We start from the raw sequence: 14614 nt of genomic DNA on the forward strand, positions 1-14614 counted from the left end.
CCCCGCCCGAGCGGAGCCTAGATCACGATCAAGAGGTCTTCTACTTTATCAGCGTTCCAACTGAGCGGGGCGGGGTGGGAGGAGTCTCCTTCCTAAACACCACGAAGCGACGGCGCAGCCAGGGGTGGCGGACCGGGCGGGGCGGGGCGCACGAGACCTCTTGCCGCTGCACTAGCGAGTCAGGAGGTACATCTGCCGCCCCCCGTCGTCGAGCGACGTCACGACCACCTTCTCGCCGTCGGGGCTCGGGTTCGGGTGGAGGTCGCACCGGAACGCGCCGCTCGTGGGCCGGTGGTTCTGGAACCGCGCCACCTGCTCCTGCTCTCCGCTGCTCGCGTCGTACGCGAACACGTCGACCTCCTCCCGGTAGGGCGTGTCGAACACGAACCGATCCGTCGTCTCCGGGAAGTGGCGCATGTGGACGTTGTAGTCGACGAGGCCCGGCGCCATCCGCTCGACCCGCTGGCCGCCGGAGGGGGCGTCGCGGTAGAGGGCGAGCTCTCGGTCCGCCTCGTTCCAGAGGTAGAGCCGCTCGTCGTCGAGCCAGATCACGTGCGATGTCGCCCACGAGAGCAGGCGGAGGTCGCTCCCGTCGACGCCGCACGTGAGGCTCATGCCCATCCGCCCGTTCCACTTCCACCGGCTAAAGTCGCGCGGGCGGAACCGGAACTTGACCGTGAACCGCTGCCCGTCCGGCGACATCTTCACGTGGTTGAACCAGTAGACGTAGCGCCGGATAAAGTGCTTGAGGCGCTCTTTCGGCGACAGCAGCGGCGCGACGAGCCGGGCCGCGTCGCGGAGCGAGAGGACGAGCCGCGAGTCGCCCGTCTCCAGGTCCATGCGCCACACGCCGTCGTCGGCCGGGCGCCGCTGGTCCAGGCGGGCGCCCGCCCCGCCCGGGTAGCCGTAGCCGGGGCGGACGTGGTCGAGCCGGGCCATGTTGAGCGAGAGCGCGAACTGTCCCGTAGGGTCGACGGCGTAGACCGGGCGCGGGAGCGTCCTGTCCTGCCCGGTGTCCAAGTCGAGCGTGCGCGCGACGAAGCCGTCGCCCTCGCGGTCGTTCCAGACGAGCGTGCGGCTGCCCGGAACCCACTGCGTCATGGCCCCCTGCTGCCAACTCCACGCGCGGCTCTCGCCGACCGGCGTCCACGCGCGGTCGCCCTCGGTGTCGACGTATCCGATCTCGATGGCATCGTTGGGCGTCGGCTGCCGCCCGGCGAAGCCGACCTGATGGCCCGCCACGAGCCGGCTGTCGGCGTCGAAGACGGGGATGTCGTAGTAGGCGTGCGCGTGGAACCGCCCCGCCCGGGTCCCCTCCGTCAGCTGCGTGCCGGCCCATCCGTTGAACGTTTCCATCATGGTGCGACTCGGTTGCTCATGGAGTGGGGTCCCCCTCGCCGGAGGCGAGGAGGTCTGGCGGGGGCGGGGCGGTCGGTGCGGATCGGATGCCCGGCGGCGATGCTAGGCCACCCTCCGCTTGACGGCGCCGGCCGCCCGGCGCGCGAAGGCGGCGCCGCGGTCGGCGGCGACGGCGGCTCGGAGCGCGTTCGTGCGCACGCGCCACGGGACACGGTCGGCGAGCGTGGGGTGGCGGACCGGAACGTCGCCCAGCCCGATCCGCCCGCCCCAGCGGTCGAGGCGGTCCAGGAGGAGCCGTCCGTAGGCGCTCCCCGCCGAGCTCGCGCCGGGCGTGTCGAGCCGGCGCTGGTGGCGCTCGGCGAGCGCCTCGGTCCACTTAAAGTGGTGGACGCGGAACGGGATGGCGAACCGGACGGCCGAGTTCGTGATCCCCGGCATCCGGCCGAGCGACGTCCCCAGGAGGAACGAGACGGGGACGGCGCCTTCCCCCTTGAGCGGCGCGTGGCCGCCGCGGCTGGGGAGCACGTCGCCCCGGCAGAGCATGACGTTGACGGTCCCGAACTTGTAGTTGTCGCCGTCCCCCTCGTGCTGCCGGATGGTGCAGATCACGTCGGCCTCGGCGGGGAACTGGTCCCACAGCGACGGCGCCGGCTCGATCTCGGCGAGCGCCCCGCCCGGAGCGAGCCGGTCGATAAACACGCCCTGGACGCAGTTCGCGCCCCGCCGCTCGCAGTAGTCGAGCACCTCGCCGAGCGGGGCGGGAAACTCGCAGAACTCGTCGACGTCGGCGCTCACGACCCAGTCCTCGGGCGACGCCACGCGCCGCTGGACCTCGCGCCGCTTGTCCCACATCGCGTCGCTCGTGTACGGCTCGATCCAGTCCTCGCCGCCGTCGACGCCGTGCTCGGCGAGGATCACCCGGGCCTCGGCCAAGCCGGGCGCGTCGGCCGTCAGCGCGTTGAGGACGAGGTGCATCCGCTCCGGCGCGACGCCGAGGTCGAGGTAGTGGCGGAGAAAGTGCGGGAGGAGCGGGAGGTCGCTCTCCACCCCGACGCACGAGATCAGCAGGGTTCGGGAGGCGGCGTCGGAGTGGGTCACGGAGTCGGGCGGGCGCCGCAGGTCGCGCGGCGCCTGCGGGGTAAGGAGTTGTCCTACACGCCCTGGCCCCACCCGATCCGCATGCGTCCCGCGCCGCCGATTCTTAACACGGGCTCACCCGGCCGCTGCCGCCGCCCCGCCCCCGTTGGAGGCCGTCTCTCCCGCCCGGTCGATGACCGTGGGCGGGGCGGTCAGCCCCCACCCCGCCAACACGTCGGCCACCCCGCCCGGCGTGTAGCCCTTCTTAAAGCTCATCTTTACCATTGGTAGGCGCGCCGCCTCGGCCGGCGTGGGAAGGTCGGACGCGTCGAGGTGGCCGTCGAGGGCGCGCTGGAGTACGTGGGGGCCGCGCGCGCTCAGGCGCGGCACGCCGGCCCAGGCGGCGGCGGCGCGGGGGTCTTCGCGGAGCAGCCACTCGAACGTGTAGTGCATCCAGAGGTAGGCGGCCGGCTTGAGCGGGGCGGTGATGTAGGGCTCGCACCAGCGGCGCCACGCCTCGAACACCGGGTCCGCCGGCTGCGACGCCAGAAACCAGCTCGCGAGGTGGCGGGCCGGCTGCGGCCGTGCGAACGCGAACCGCCCGCTCGCCGCGGCCCGGTCGACCCAGTCGTCGAGCGGCCGCAGGCAGATGGCCGTCGCGTCGGCCCACGCCCCACCGTAGCGGCTCAGCAGGCGCAGCCGGACGACCTCGGACTTGGCCGTGCGCGTCACGTGCCGGGGCAATCGGGGCATCTCGATCCAGTCCCCCACGGTGTCCGCGTCGAGCACGGTCACGTCCCAGCCGGGGTTCACCTCGCGCCAGCTGTCGAGGGCCGCGCGGACGAGGGGCGGGGCGGCGGCCTCGCCCTGGTCCCACATCGTCCACAGGCGGCGGGGCACGACCGGCCCAGGGTCGGGGCGGGCGACGAGCGCGTCCCAGTCGGCGACGAAGGTGTCGAGGCCGAGCCGCGCGCGGACGGCCTTGTCCCGCTCCATCTGCCGGGGCACGAAGCGGCGGTGGCGGACCCGGTTCCACAGGGACCGGCGGGGACCGAGCGGCGTCTCAGCGGCCATCGGGCGGGGCGGTCGTGGGCGGGGCGGCGGCCGCCGAGGCACCGGGCGGGGCGGGCGGGGACGGGTCGTCCGACGCGTCGTAGTCCACCAGGAACGAGAAGCGGCGCGTGAGGGCGCGGACGCGCTCCAGCTGGGCGTCGGTCCACGTCACGGAGCGCCGGCTCTTGTTGGGGCTGTCGTGGACGATGGAGGCGGCGGCGGCGAGGTACTCGGGCTCAGGGTCGAGGTCGAGGAACTGGCACAGCCGGCGGATTTCGACCTCGGGCTCCCGCGTAAACTGCTCGTACACGACGTGCAGCCAGTCGTCCGGGGAGATCGCGGCCTCCATCTGCGCGACGCCCCCGCACAGCTCCTCGTAGTCGTCGATCATGGCGTCAAGGGCAGACGCCGCGATGTCGCCGCGGGCCTGCGCCGCCTTGAGCTCCGCTTTGAAGGCGGCGGAGCTTTCAGAGGCGATCCGCAGCCGGTCGTAGGTCCGCCCCTTGCGGAGCGACATGGTCGCGATGTTGTCGAGCGGGTGGCGCGTCACGAGCACCCACCGGCAGCGCGCGCGGAGGCGCCGCCGGACGGCGTCGAGCAGGTCGGGCTCCTGTTGGACCCACCGGACGGCCCAGTCTCCCTTTTTGTCGCCGACGACCGTGGGCCGCCCCGCCCCGCCCCCGTCCTGGCCGGGGACGACGTAGGAGAAGCCGTTCCAGTAGCGGCCGTTCCGGCTGAACGCGGCCGAGTTCTCCAGGACGAGCGCGTAGAGCATCCGCTCGGAGAGCCCCGCCCGGAGCAGGCCCATCGCGTCCAACTCGTGCGAGACGACGGCCCGCGGGTGCGCGTCGAGGACGGACCCGATGAGCGAGTGCCCCGAGCGCGGGAAGCCGACGAACTGCACGAACTCCTGCACGTCGGCGAGGGCTCGGCGCTCGCGGACCGCCCCGACGGCGCCCTGGAAGGCCAGCCGCCGCATCGGCACGTCGTGGTGGATCCTGGACTGGTCGCCCTGAAAGAGGGGGACGCTGTGGGTCTGGGTGAGGAGGCGTTTCAGCACGGGGCAGAAGTTCAGCGGGCGGGGCGGACCAGACCCGAACGGCGGGAGCGCGTTCCGGGGTCAATTTCGTCGCCCGCGTGAGGGCGGGGCGGTCGGGACTTCGGAGGCGGCCGAGCGTTCGCCCGCGCGACGGCGCCCGCCCCGCCGTCGACGCGGCAACCTCGAGAGAGCGGGCTGTCTCGAAGCTAACGCGCGCCGGGCGGAGGCTGGTCCACCGTCCGCGACGGGCGGGGCGGTGGCACACCCGCGCAACCCGCCTGGACGCCCGACGTTGACGCGCCTCACCCCGCCTGCGCCTTGACCGCTCGCCCTGCCCCGCCCACCGCCACCGGCGGCGCCCCCCGCCCCGCCCCGCCCGACCCGGTCCAGGCGCGGATCGACGCGGGCGGGGCGGTCGTGCTGTTCGACGGCGTGTGCTCGCTGTGTAACGGGGCCGTCGACTTCATCATCCGCCACGACCCAGCGGGCCGCTTCGCGTTCGCCTCGCTCCAGTCCGACGAGGCGCGGGCGTACCTGGAGACGCACGGACGCGACGCCGACGCCCTGCTCGACACCGTCGTCCTGGCCGACCGCGACGGGATCCACGAGCGGTCGACGGCCGCGCTCCGCGTGCTCCGCGGGCTGGGCGCCCCGTGGGTTGCCTTGTACGCGCTCGCCGCCGTGCCCCGCCCCGCCCGCGACGCCGTGTACCGCTACGTGGCGGCCAACCGCTATCGGTGGTTTGGGACGCGCGAGACGTGCCGGCTGCCGAGCCCCGAGGAGCGGGCGCGGTTCGTGTAGGGGCGGGGTGGGGTGCCCCTCCGAGGGCCGCCCCGCCCCCACGCACACGAGCGCGGGGCGGGGTGGCGGATCGGCAGCTACGGCACGTACCCGACGAAGGGCGCTGCCTCGCGCAGGCGGCGGAGCCAAGCGGCAAAGTGGGCGAGCCCGTCGTCGATCCCCGTCTGCGGGTCGTATCCCAGAAGCCGCCGCGCGCGCTCCAGGTCGGCCCAGGTCTGGGGCACGTCGCCGGGCTGCTCGGGGTGGCGCTCGACGCGCGCCTCGACGCCCAGCGCCCGCTCCAGCGCCTCGACCAGCTCGGAGAGGCGGACCGTCCGGTTGTTGCCCAGGTTGATCACTTCGTAGGGCGAACCGTCGTAGGCCATCGTCCGGACGACGCCCTCGACGATGTCGGCGACGTAGGTGTAGTCGCGCCGCGTCGAGCCGTCGCCGAAGAGCGGGATCGGCTCGCCGTCGAGCATCCGCCGGGCGAACTTGTGGATGGCGAGGTCAGGCCGCTGACGCGGGCCGTAGACGGTAAAAAAGCGGAGGACGACGACGCGCATCCCGTAGAGGTGCGCGTAGACGTGGCCCAAGAGCTCGGCCGCCACCTTGGTCGCCGCGTACGGGCTGATCGGGCGGAGCACGGCGTCGTCCTCGCCCCACGGCACGTCCGGGCTCACACCGTAGACGCTCGACGACGACGCGAGCACGACCTGCGGGACGCCCCGCTCGCGGGCAAAGTCGAGGACGGCCTGCGTGCCGCCCACGTTGACCGATTGGTACGCCGCCGGGTCCTCGATCGACGGCCGCACGCCGGCCTTCGCCGCGAGGTGGACGACGACGTCCACCGGCCCCTCCCCCACCCCGCCCCGTAAGGCGTCGAGGTCCCGGATGTCGGCTTCGACCAGGCGGTACCGCTCGCTTTTGAGGTGGCCCGCGATGTTCGCCCGCTTGACGGCGGGGTCGTAAAACGGGTCGAAGTTGTCGACGGCCACGACCGACCAGCCGTCGGCGAGCAGCCGGTCGACGAGGTGGCTGCCGATAAAGCCGGCGCCGCCGGTGACGAGGGCGGTCCGTTGGTCTGCCGTGTTCATGGGGGCGGGGTGGGGCAGCGTCCTACTCTGGCACCACGCCCGCCGCCACGAGCGCCGCGCGGACGGCCGCGACCGCCTCGTCCACGCTCATGTCCTTCGTGCGCAGCGTGATCTCGGGGGCGTCGGGCGCCTCGTAAGGAGCCGAGACGCCGGTGAGGTTCTGGATCTCGCCCCGCTCGGCCTTCGCGTAGACGCCCTTCGGGTCGCGGGCCTTGGCGGTCTCGACGTCCACGTCGACGTGGACCTCGAAAAAGCGGCCGCCGGGGACCAGCGCGCGCACGCGGTCGCGGTCGGCGCGGTAGGGCGAGACGAACGTGCACAGCGTGACCGCCCCGCTCTCGAAAAACAGGCGGGCGACTTCGCCGATGCGGCGGACGTTCTCGCGGCGGTCGTCGGGGCTGAACCCGAGATCGCCGTTCAGCCCGTGCCGTACCTGGTCGCCGTCGAGGAGCATGGTCCGCACCCCGCCCTCGAACAGCTCGCGCTCCAGCGCGCGCGCGACGGTCGACTTGCCCGAGCCCGAGAGGCCTGTGAACCAGACGACGGCGGCCTCGTGCCCTTGGCGCCGCTCGCGGTCTTCGCGGGGGACGTTCAGGCCCTCCCACGTCACGTTCGGCGAGACCGACCGCCCCGCCCCCGACGCCGACGCGGCGTTGGCCGAGCGTTCGAGGCGGGCCGCACGCTCGGCCACCTCGTCGGGGCTCCGGGCCGCGCCGCGGATCATGCCCGCGGCGACGGTCGCGTTCGAGTACGGGTCGATGAGAACGAACGCGCCCGTCTCGTGGTTGACCCGGTACGGGTCGAAAAAGAGCGGGGCGGCCGTCGTCACGCGCACGCGGCCGATGTCGTTCAGGCCCAGCGTGTCGGCGTCCTCGCGGTGGAGTGTGTCGACGTCGACGCGGTAGACGAGCTCGTCGACGAACGCTTTCACCTCGCGCGTCGTGTGGCGGAGGAGGTAGTGGCGCTCGCGCTGGAGCGGCTCCTCGTCCATCCAGCAGACCATGGCCTCGACGGCCGTCTCGACGCTGGGGAGGTTCCCCGGGCGGACCAGCATGTCGCCGCGGCTCACGTCGATCTCGTCCTCGAGCGTGACCACGACGGCCTCGCCGGCGCGGGCCTCGTCGAGGTCGCCGTCGAACGTGGTCACCGAGGCCACGCGCGAGCGCGTGCCGGCCGGGAGCGCGAGGATCTCCTCGCCGGGCCGGACCGCCCCGCTCGCGACGGTCCCGGCGAAGCCGCGGAACGACGGGTCGGGGCGGATCACGGTCTGGACCGGGAACCGGAAGTCGCGGAGGTTCCGGTCGGCCGCCACGTTCACGCTCTCCAGGTGGTGGAGCAGCGTCGGCCCCTGGTACCACGGCGTCCGCTCGCTTCGCTCGACCACGTTGTCGCCGCGGAGCGCCGAGACCGGGATGAACTCGATGTCCTTCACGTCCAGCTTGGCCGCGAAGTCGAGGTACTCGCGCCGGAAGGCGTCGAACACGTCCTCGCGGTAGTCCACGAGGTCCATTTTGTTGACCGCCACGACCACGTGCGGGATGCCGAGCAGCGAGGCGATAAAGCCGTGGCGCTTCGACTGCGTCTGGACGCCGCGCTGGGCATCGAGCAGGATGATGGCGAGGTCGGCCGTCGAGGCGCCCGTCACCATGTTTCGTGTGTACTGGACGTGGCCCGGCGTGTCGGCGATGATGAACTTGCGCCGGGGCGTGGCGAAGTAGCGGTACGCCACGTCGATCGTGATGCCCTGCTCGCGCTCGGCCCGGAGCCCGTCGGTGAAAAGAGCCAGGTTGGGCACGTCGTCGTCGCCGGTCATCCCGCGCGCGCGCGAGGCCTCCTCGACGGCGGCCAGCTGGTCCTCGAAGATCGACTTCGAGTCGTAGAGGAGCCGCCCGATCAGCGTGCTTTTCCCGTCGTCGACGCTCCCGGCCGTCGTGAACCGGAGGAGGTCCATGTCGAGGTAGGCGTCGCCGCCGTCGGCGGGCGGGGCGGTCGGGGCGGGGCGGTCGGTCTGCATCGGGGCCTGTTGCGTGTCTCGTGTTGCGTGGGGGTGCTACGTGCGGAGGAACACGCGACACGCGATACGCAACCGCTAGAAGTAGCCCTGCTTTTTGCGGTCCTCCATGGCCGCCTCCGAGCGCTTGTCGTCGTGGCGGCCGCCCCGCTCGGTCTGGCGCGCGGCGGTCACCTCCCGGACGATCTCGGCGGGTGTGGCGGCGGTGCTCTCGACGGCGCCGGTGCACGTGGCGTCGCCGATCGTGCGGAACCGGACGGACCGGCGCGCGGCGGTCTCGCCGGGCTGGAGCTCGACGAAGTCGGTCGTGGCGAGGAGCGTGCCGCGGCGGCTGAACACCTCGCGCTCGTGGGCAAAGTAGAGGTCGGGGACCTCGACGCCGTCGAGTGCGATGTACTGCCAGACGTCCATCTCGGTCCAGTTCGAGAGCGGGAACACCCGGAACGTCTCGCCCACGTTCTTGTGGCCGTTGTAGAGGTTCCAGAGCTCGGGCCGCTGGTTTTTGGGGTCCCACTGGCCAAAGCGGTCACGGTGCGAGAAGAACCGCTCTTTGGCGCGGGCCTTCTCCTCGTCGCGGCGGCCGCCGCCGAAGGCGGCGTCGAAGCGGTGCTCGTCGAGGGCGTCGAGGAGCGGGACGATCTGGAGCCCGTTCCGGCTCGCCTCGGGTCCGGTCTCCTCGACCACGCGCCCGGCGTCGATGGCCTCTTGGACGCTCCCCACGTGGAGCCGCAGGCCCAGCCGCTCGACGAGCTGGTCGCGGAAGGCGATGGTCTCGGGGAAGTTGTGGCCCGTGTCCACGTGGAGCAGCGGGAACGGGATCGGGGCGGGGTGGAACGCCTTCTGCGCCAGGTGCACCATGAGGATCGAGTCCTTGCCGCCGGAGAACAGCAGGACCGGCCGCTCGAACTGCGCGGCCACCTCGCGCATGACGTAGATGGCCTCGGCTTCGAGCGCGCGGAGGTGCGACGTGCGGGCGGGGCGGTCCATGCGTACGGGGGCGGCGGGGCGGGACAAGCTAGGGGCGGGGCGGCGGGCGGGCATGAGGGGGACGACTAGATGGGGGCAACGCACCGTCGGCACGTCGCTGTCGCCCATGTCGCCCTCTGCGCCTCGGGCGCACCGCCACCGCTGCCCCAGCAGTCCACAAGACGGCAGCCTTGCCGAATCCAGGCCTCCGCACGAGCATGGCTGCTAGGTTCTTTCGCCGCCGCGCAGACCACCCCGCCCTCGACGTTGGACGCGCGGGGCGGGGCGGCGTCACGAGTCGGCCAGCCAGCGCCGCCAGTCGAGGGCGGAGTCGCCCCAGCAGAAGACGGACGGGTTGCGGAGGTCGCTCTTGTTGTACGCTAGCCGGGCACCGTCGCGCGTGGCGACGCCGCCGCCCGCGGCCTCGACGACGGCCTGCGCCGCGGCCGTGTCCCACTCGAAGGTCGGGACGGTCCGCGGGTAGAAGTCGGCCCTCCCTTCGGCGACGAGGCAGAACTTGAGCGACGACCCCACCGGCGCCGCCTCGACCGCGCGGCCCTCGGCCTCGACGCGGGCGAGGATCGCGTCGACCTCGGCGCCCGCGTGGTCCCGGCTCGCGACGACGGTGAGGCTGCCCTCGGGTGCCCGGCGCGTCGAGATCGGCACCGGCTCCGCCCCGCCCGTCCGCTTCCACGCCGCCCCGCCCGCCGCGTAGTAGGTGACGCCGTGGACCGGGACGTGGACGACGCCCAGGACGGGCGCACCGTCCTCAATGAGCGCGACGTTGACCGTGAACTCGCCGGACGTGATGGGCGGGGTGGCGGCGCCCTTAACGAACTCTTTCGTCCCGTCGAGCGGGTCGACGCACCAGAATCGGCGCCAGTCGCGGCCGTCGGCGTCTTCGGGATCGCCCTCTTCGGAGAGGACGGGGAGGCCGGTCGCCGCGAGCCGGCCGACGATCGCCCGGTGCGCCGCGGTGTCGGCCTGCGTCAGCGGCGAGTCGTCGGCCTTGTGGTCGACCGGGAGCGGGCGGCCGTAGAGCGGGAGGATGGCGGCCCCGCCGGCGAGGGCGGCGTCGAGGGCGGTGTCGAGGAGGTCCATGCGGCGGGCGGGGCGGGGCGGCCGAGCGAGGATCGCACCGACACTGCGCCGGTGCGTGGCCTCCACCCCGCCCCGCTCCTCACGAACGAGACGCGGGCGGGGCGGCCCGATTGGAAACCGCAGGCGTGAACCCTAGGCGGGAAGAAATACGCGGTCGACCACGGACCGCCAGCGGTCGGCGAAGCGGGCGGCCGAAAAGTGGTCGAGCCGGTCGGGCACGCCCGCCGGCTGGCGGAGCGCCGTGCGCAGGCCGTCCACGACGGACGCCGGATCGTCCGGATCCACGATCGTCCCGATCTCGCCGTTCAGGACGGCCTCGCGGCTCGCGTCCGCCGACGACGCCACGACGGGCACGCCGCACGCGAGCGCTTCGAGGTAGACGATCCCGAACCCCTCGCCCCGCCCCGGCATCGAGAAGGCGTCGGCCAGCCGGTAGTGGTCGGCCTTCTCGTCCTCGGCCACGTAGCCCGCGAACACGACGCGGTCTCCCAGCCCGAGCGCCCGCGCCTTCGCCTCCAGGCGCTCGCGGTCGTCGCCGCTCCCGCACACGAGGTAGGCCAGGTCCGGGAACTCGGGCACGAGGGCGGGGAGGGCCTCGAGTGTCTCGTCGATCCCCTTGTACTGCTCGGCCGCCGAGAGCCGGGCGAGCGTCATCACGACCGTCTTGCCGCCCAGCCCGTAGCGCTCCAACAAGTCGGTGCGTTTGGGGCCGACGCCAAACGCGCTCACGTCGACGCTGTTGGGGATGACCACGCCGCGCTCGGCCGGGACGCCCATCCACTGCGAGAACCGCTGCCGCGTGAGGTCGCTCACCGACACGAACGCGTCGGCGCGCTGGACAGCCCAGCGCACGGCGGCCTCCCGCCCCGCCCCGTACGACTGCGGCCAGTGCTCCGGCCCCCACCCGTCGACGCCGTGGACGATGAAGAACCACGGCGCGCGCGCGCGCATCGCGGCGACGGCCGCGAGCGGCGTCAGGTTGAGGTGGCCGCCGACGACGCCGTCGTAGCCGCCCCGCGCGAGCACGGCCCCGAACGCGCGGAGGAACGCCGCCGCCCCGCCCGCCGCCTCAGTCCGGTAGTCGACGCCGGGCGGGGTGGGGCCGGGCGCCTCGACGATCACGCGCGGCAAGACGACGACCTCGTCGACCGCCGGGTGCTCGGCGAACGCGGCCAGAAAGTCCCGGTTGACCTTGGCGATGCCGCCGCGGCCGCCCCAGGCGTCGGTCACGAGCGCGAGCAGCCTCACGCGGCCACCCCGCCCACGGGGACCGATGCGGGCGGGGCGGCCTCAGTCTGCCGCCGGTACACGTACTTGGCCCAGCCGCGGAGCCCGCGGTCGGCCGCCGACACCTCCCCGCTCTCGACGAGCCACTGGCGGACGGGCGTCGTGAACCCGGTCTTCGGCCGGTCCGTGATGGCCGGCGGGAGGGCGGGGCGGGCGGCGGCCGCCATCGTCTGCTTGCCCACGCTCGGGTGGGCGGCCAGGAGCGGGGCGAGCCGCCGGAGCAGCGCCCAGTCCACGAGCGGGACGCGGACTTCGAGCGAGTGCGCCATGCTCGCCCAGTCCGTGTCGCGGAGCAGCTGCGAGCGCATGTAGTGGGCCGATTCGAGCGCCGTCACGCGGAGCCGCGGCGTCTCGATGCGGCCGACCGTCTCGCCCAACTGCGCGAGCGGCTGGAGCGCCTCCCACCCCGCCCGCGCGAGGTCGGGGCCGAGGATTTCGGGGAGCTCCCAGGGCATGAACAGGCCACGCCGGAGGAGGTAGGCGCCGGCGTAGTCGCCACCGTACTCGACCACGCCGGCCAGCTTCGGCGGGACGCGCTCGCCGCCCAGCCGGGCCAGGAGCGGGGCGGAGACGGCGCGGAGCCCGCGCCCGAGCGCGGCGCTCCCGGGCACCGGCCCGAGCGCGCCGACGAGGCGCGGGATCTCGGCAAAGCTGGGGTAGCCGCCGAACAACTCGTCGCCGCCCAGCCCGGAGAGCGCCACCTTCAGCCCGCTCTGCGCGGCGGCCTGGCTGACGAGGTACGAGTTGAGGCCGTCCAGCGTCGGCTGGTCCATGGCGTCCATGAACCCTGGGAACGCGGCCCGAAACGCGTCGGCGCCCACACGGATGGTCTGGTGCTCGGCGCCGTAAAACTGGGCAACGGACTCGGCGAGGGGCACCTCGTCGTCCGGCGTCCCGGCGTACTCCTCGAACCCGAGCGTGACGGTCCGCAGCCGCCCGCCGGCCTCGGCCGCGAGTCCGGCCAGCGCCGTCGAGTCCCGCCCGGCCGACAGGAACACGCCGACCGGGACGTCGGCCACGAGGTGCGCCCGCACCGAGTCGAGCAGCGCCTCGCGGACGATCGTCGCCGGGTCGCCGGCGGGCGGCCTGCTCCGCTCGGCGTGCTCCAGCGTGTCCGTGATCGACGCGAACGGGCGGGGCGGCCGCGCGCCGTCGCCATCGACCCACTGCGTGTGGCCGGGTGGGAAGGCCCGGACGCCGCGGTAGAGCGTGTGCGGCTCGGGGACGTGGCCCCACAGGAAAAAGCCCGCGTGGCCCGCCGGGTCCGGTTCGGTATCCACCCCGCCCATCGAGAGCAGCGCCTTGACCTGCGACGCCGCCTTCAGCGTGCGGCCGTCGTCGGCGACGTAGAGCGGCTTGATCCCGTACGGGTCGCGGGCGAGGAGGAGGCCGCCCCGCTCGGCGTCCCAGAGCGCGAGCGCGAACATGCCGCGGAGGCGCTCGACGAACCCCTCGCCCTCCTCCTGGTAGAGCCGGAGCAGGACTTCCGTGTCGGACGCCGACCGGAAGCGGTGTCCGCGCGCTTCGAGCCCGCGCTTGAGCGCCTCGTAGTTGTAGATCTCGCCGTTGTAGACGACGGTCACCGCCCCGCCCTCGCCCCCGACCTGCATCGGCTGCGCGCCGCCCGGCGAAAGGTCGATGATCGAGAGCCGCCGGTGGCCCAACCCGACGCGGCCGTCGTCGCTCGCCCAGAAGCCGTCGGCGTCGGGGCCGCGCGAGGCCATCCGGCTGCACGCGGCGGTGAGCGCCGCCGGGTCGGGGGCGCCGGAGCGGTAGGCAAACTGGGCGGCGATCCCGCACATAATGTTGAGGGTGACGCCGCCCCGCTCCTGTTGACGTACGTGGGCGGGGCGGGGTGGCTAGGCGGTGGCCTCGACCTGCTCCTGGAAGTACGCGAGCGTCCGCCGCAGCCCCTCGGCGCGGTCCACGCTCGGCGTCCAGCCGAGGATCTCGCGGGCGCGCGTGATGTCGGGCTGCCTCACCTGCGGGTCGTCGGCGGGGAGGTCTTCGTAGGTGATCGTCGAATCCGACCCGGTGAGGGCGACGACCTCCTCAGCGAACTCCTTGATCGACACCTCGTCCGGGTTGCCGATGTTGACGGGGTTGGCCTCATCCGAGTGGAGGAGCCGCCAGATGCCTTCGACGAGGTCGTCGACGTACTGGAAGGACCGCGTCTGCGAGCCGTCGCCGAAGACGGTGATCGGCTCGCCGCGGAGCGCCTGCCCCATGAACGCGGGCAGCGCGCGGCCGTCGTCGAGCCGCATGCGCGGACCGTAGGTGTTGAAGATGCGCAGGATGCGCGTCTCGAGCCCGTGGTACGTGTGGTACGCCATCGTCATGGCCTCAGCAAACCGCTTGGCCTCGTCGTACACCCCGCGCGAGCCGACCGGGTTGACGTGCCCCCAGTACGTCTCGGGCTGCGGGTGGACCTGCGGGTCGCCGTAGACCTCGGACGTGGACGCGAGCAGGAACCGGGCGTCCTTGGCCTTGGCGAGTCCGAGCGCGTTGTGCGTCCCCAAGGACCCCACCTTGAGCGTTTGGATGGGCAGCTTGAGGTAGTCGATGGGGCTCGCCGGGCTCGCAAAGTGGAGCACGTTGTCGACCTCGCCCGCGACGTAGATGAAGGTTGAGACGTCGTGCTTGACGAACTCGAAGCCCGGGTTGCCGATCAGGTGGGCGATGTTGTCCGGGTTCCCCGTGATGAGGTTGTCCATGCAGACGACCTCGTGGCCTTCGGCCAGAAAGCGGTCGCAGAGGTGGGAGCCGAGGAAACCGGCGCCGCCGGTGATGAGCGTACGGGGCATAGGGTCGGGGGTGAGGGCGGGGCGGAGACCGGTCGTGGCA

At 73.0% G+C, this 14614-nt stretch carries 12 protein-coding genes; 1 reads left to right on the forward strand and 11 read right to left on the reverse strand.

Annotated features, from left to right (window positions below; all coding sequences use genetic code 11):
• Positions 1 to 171: 171 nt before the first annotated feature.
• From RM540_RS05500 to RM540_RS05515, 4 genes are all read right to left on the reverse strand, one after another.
• Complete coding sequence (locus RM540_RS05500) at positions 172 to 1359, reverse strand: TolB-like translocation protein (protein ID WP_311662543.1); 1188 nt, start codon at positions 1357 to 1359, stop codon at positions 172 to 174.
• Between the two features lie 102 nt (positions 1360 to 1461).
• Entirely contained in the window at positions 1462 to 2457 is a 996-nt protein-coding gene (locus RM540_RS05505; protein WP_311662544.1) for a glycosyltransferase family protein, read from the reverse strand.
• A gap of 114 nt (positions 2458 to 2571) precedes the next feature.
• A complete protein-coding gene (locus RM540_RS05510) occupies positions 2572 to 3510 on the reverse strand; it encodes a capsular polysaccharide synthesis protein (protein ID WP_311662545.1) in 939 nt (312 codons plus the stop codon).
• A complete protein-coding gene (locus RM540_RS05515) occupies positions 3500 to 4549 on the reverse strand; it encodes a sulfotransferase (protein ID WP_311662546.1) in 1050 nt (349 codons plus the stop codon). Before RM540_RS05515 ends, RM540_RS05510 begins: the two co-directional genes overlap by 11 nt.
• A 297-nt stretch (positions 4550 to 4846) precedes the next feature.
• On the opposite strand from RM540_RS05515, the gene RM540_RS05520 reads away from it, so the two are divergent.
• Positions 4847 to 5329, forward strand: coding sequence for a thiol-disulfide oxidoreductase DCC family protein (locus tag RM540_RS05520; protein WP_311662547.1), 483 nt, complete (start codon positions 4847 to 4849; stop codon positions 5327 to 5329).
• A 77-nt stretch (positions 5330 to 5406) separates the two neighbouring features.
• Here the strand turns inward: RM540_RS05520 and RM540_RS05525 are convergent, their stop codons facing one another.
• From RM540_RS05525 to RM540_RS05555, 7 genes are all read right to left on the reverse strand, one after another.
• Entirely contained in the window at positions 5407 to 6405 is a 999-nt protein-coding gene (locus RM540_RS05525; RefSeq protein ID WP_311662548.1) for an NAD-dependent epimerase/dehydratase family protein, read from the reverse strand.
• Between the two features lie 22 nt (positions 6406 to 6427).
• Positions 6428 to 8356 carry a sulfate adenylyltransferase subunit CysN gene (gene cysN, locus RM540_RS05530; RefSeq protein WP_349256298.1) on the reverse strand — a complete coding sequence of 643 codons (1929 nt, stop codon included), beginning with the start codon at positions 8354 to 8356 and terminating at the stop codon, positions 6428 to 6430.
• A 138-nt stretch (positions 8357 to 8494) separates the two neighbouring features.
• The gene (gene cysD, locus RM540_RS05535; protein ID WP_311662550.1) at positions 8495 to 9403 is read right to left on the reverse strand and encodes a sulfate adenylyltransferase subunit CysD; all 909 of its coding nucleotides are present in this window, start codon (positions 9401 to 9403) and stop codon (positions 8495 to 8497) included.
• A gap of 270 nt (positions 9404 to 9673) precedes the next feature.
• Positions 9674 to 10483, reverse strand: a complete 810-nt coding sequence (gene cysQ, locus RM540_RS05540) for a 3'(2'),5'-bisphosphate nucleotidase CysQ (protein ID WP_311662551.1) — start codon at positions 10481 to 10483, stop codon at positions 9674 to 9676.
• A 132-nt stretch (positions 10484 to 10615) separates the two neighbouring features.
• A complete protein-coding gene (locus tag RM540_RS05545; RefSeq protein ID WP_311662552.1) occupies positions 10616 to 11731 on the reverse strand; it encodes a glycosyltransferase family 4 protein in 1116 nt (371 codons plus the stop codon).
• Complete coding sequence (gene asnB / locus RM540_RS05550; RefSeq protein WP_311662553.1) at positions 11728 to 13572, reverse strand: asparagine synthase (glutamine-hydrolyzing); 1845 nt, start codon at positions 13570 to 13572, stop codon at positions 11728 to 11730. Before asnB ends, RM540_RS05545 begins: the two co-directional genes overlap by 4 nt.
• 57 nt (positions 13573 to 13629) lie before the next feature.
• On the reverse strand, positions 13630 to 14574 hold the full coding sequence (locus RM540_RS05555; RefSeq protein WP_311662554.1) for a UDP-glucuronic acid decarboxylase family protein: 945 nt from the start codon (positions 14572 to 14574) through the stop codon (positions 13630 to 13632).
• Between the last annotated feature and the right edge of the window lie 40 nt (positions 14575 to 14614).

The organism is Rubrivirga litoralis (genome assembly GCF_031846415.1).
GTDB classification, from domain to species: Bacteria; Bacteroidota; Rhodothermia; order Rhodothermales; family Rubricoccaceae; genus Rubrivirga; species Rubrivirga litoralis.

Coding starts and splice junctions, on each gene's coding strand:
- RM540_RS05510 (WP_311662545.1), bottom strand. CDS start 3,510: ATGGCCGCTGAGACGCCGCTCGGTCCCCGCCGGTCCCTGTGGAACCGG.
- cysQ (WP_311662551.1), bottom strand. CDS start 10,483: ATGGACCTCCTCGACACCGCCCTCGACGCCGCCCTCGCCGGCGGGGCC.
- asnB (WP_311662553.1), bottom strand. CDS start 13,572: ATGTGCGGGATCGCCGCCCAGTTTGCCTACCGCTCCGGCGCCCCCGAC.
- RM540_RS05500 (WP_311662543.1), bottom strand. CDS start 1,359: ATGATGGAAACGTTCAACGGATGGGCCGGCACGCAGCTGACGGAGGGG.
- RM540_RS05525 (WP_311662548.1), bottom strand. CDS start 6,405: ATGAACACGGCAGACCAACGGACCGCCCTCGTCACCGGCGGCGCCGGC.
- cysN (WP_349256298.1), bottom strand. CDS start 8,356: ATGGACCTCCTCCGGTTCACGACGGCCGGGAGCGTCGACGACGGGAAA.
- cysD (WP_311662550.1), bottom strand. CDS start 9,403: ATGGACCGCCCCGCCCGCACGTCGCACCTCCGCGCGCTCGAAGCCGAG.
- RM540_RS05555 (WP_311662554.1), bottom strand. CDS start 14,574: ATGCCCCGTACGCTCATCACCGGCGGCGCCGGTTTCCTCGGCTCCCAC.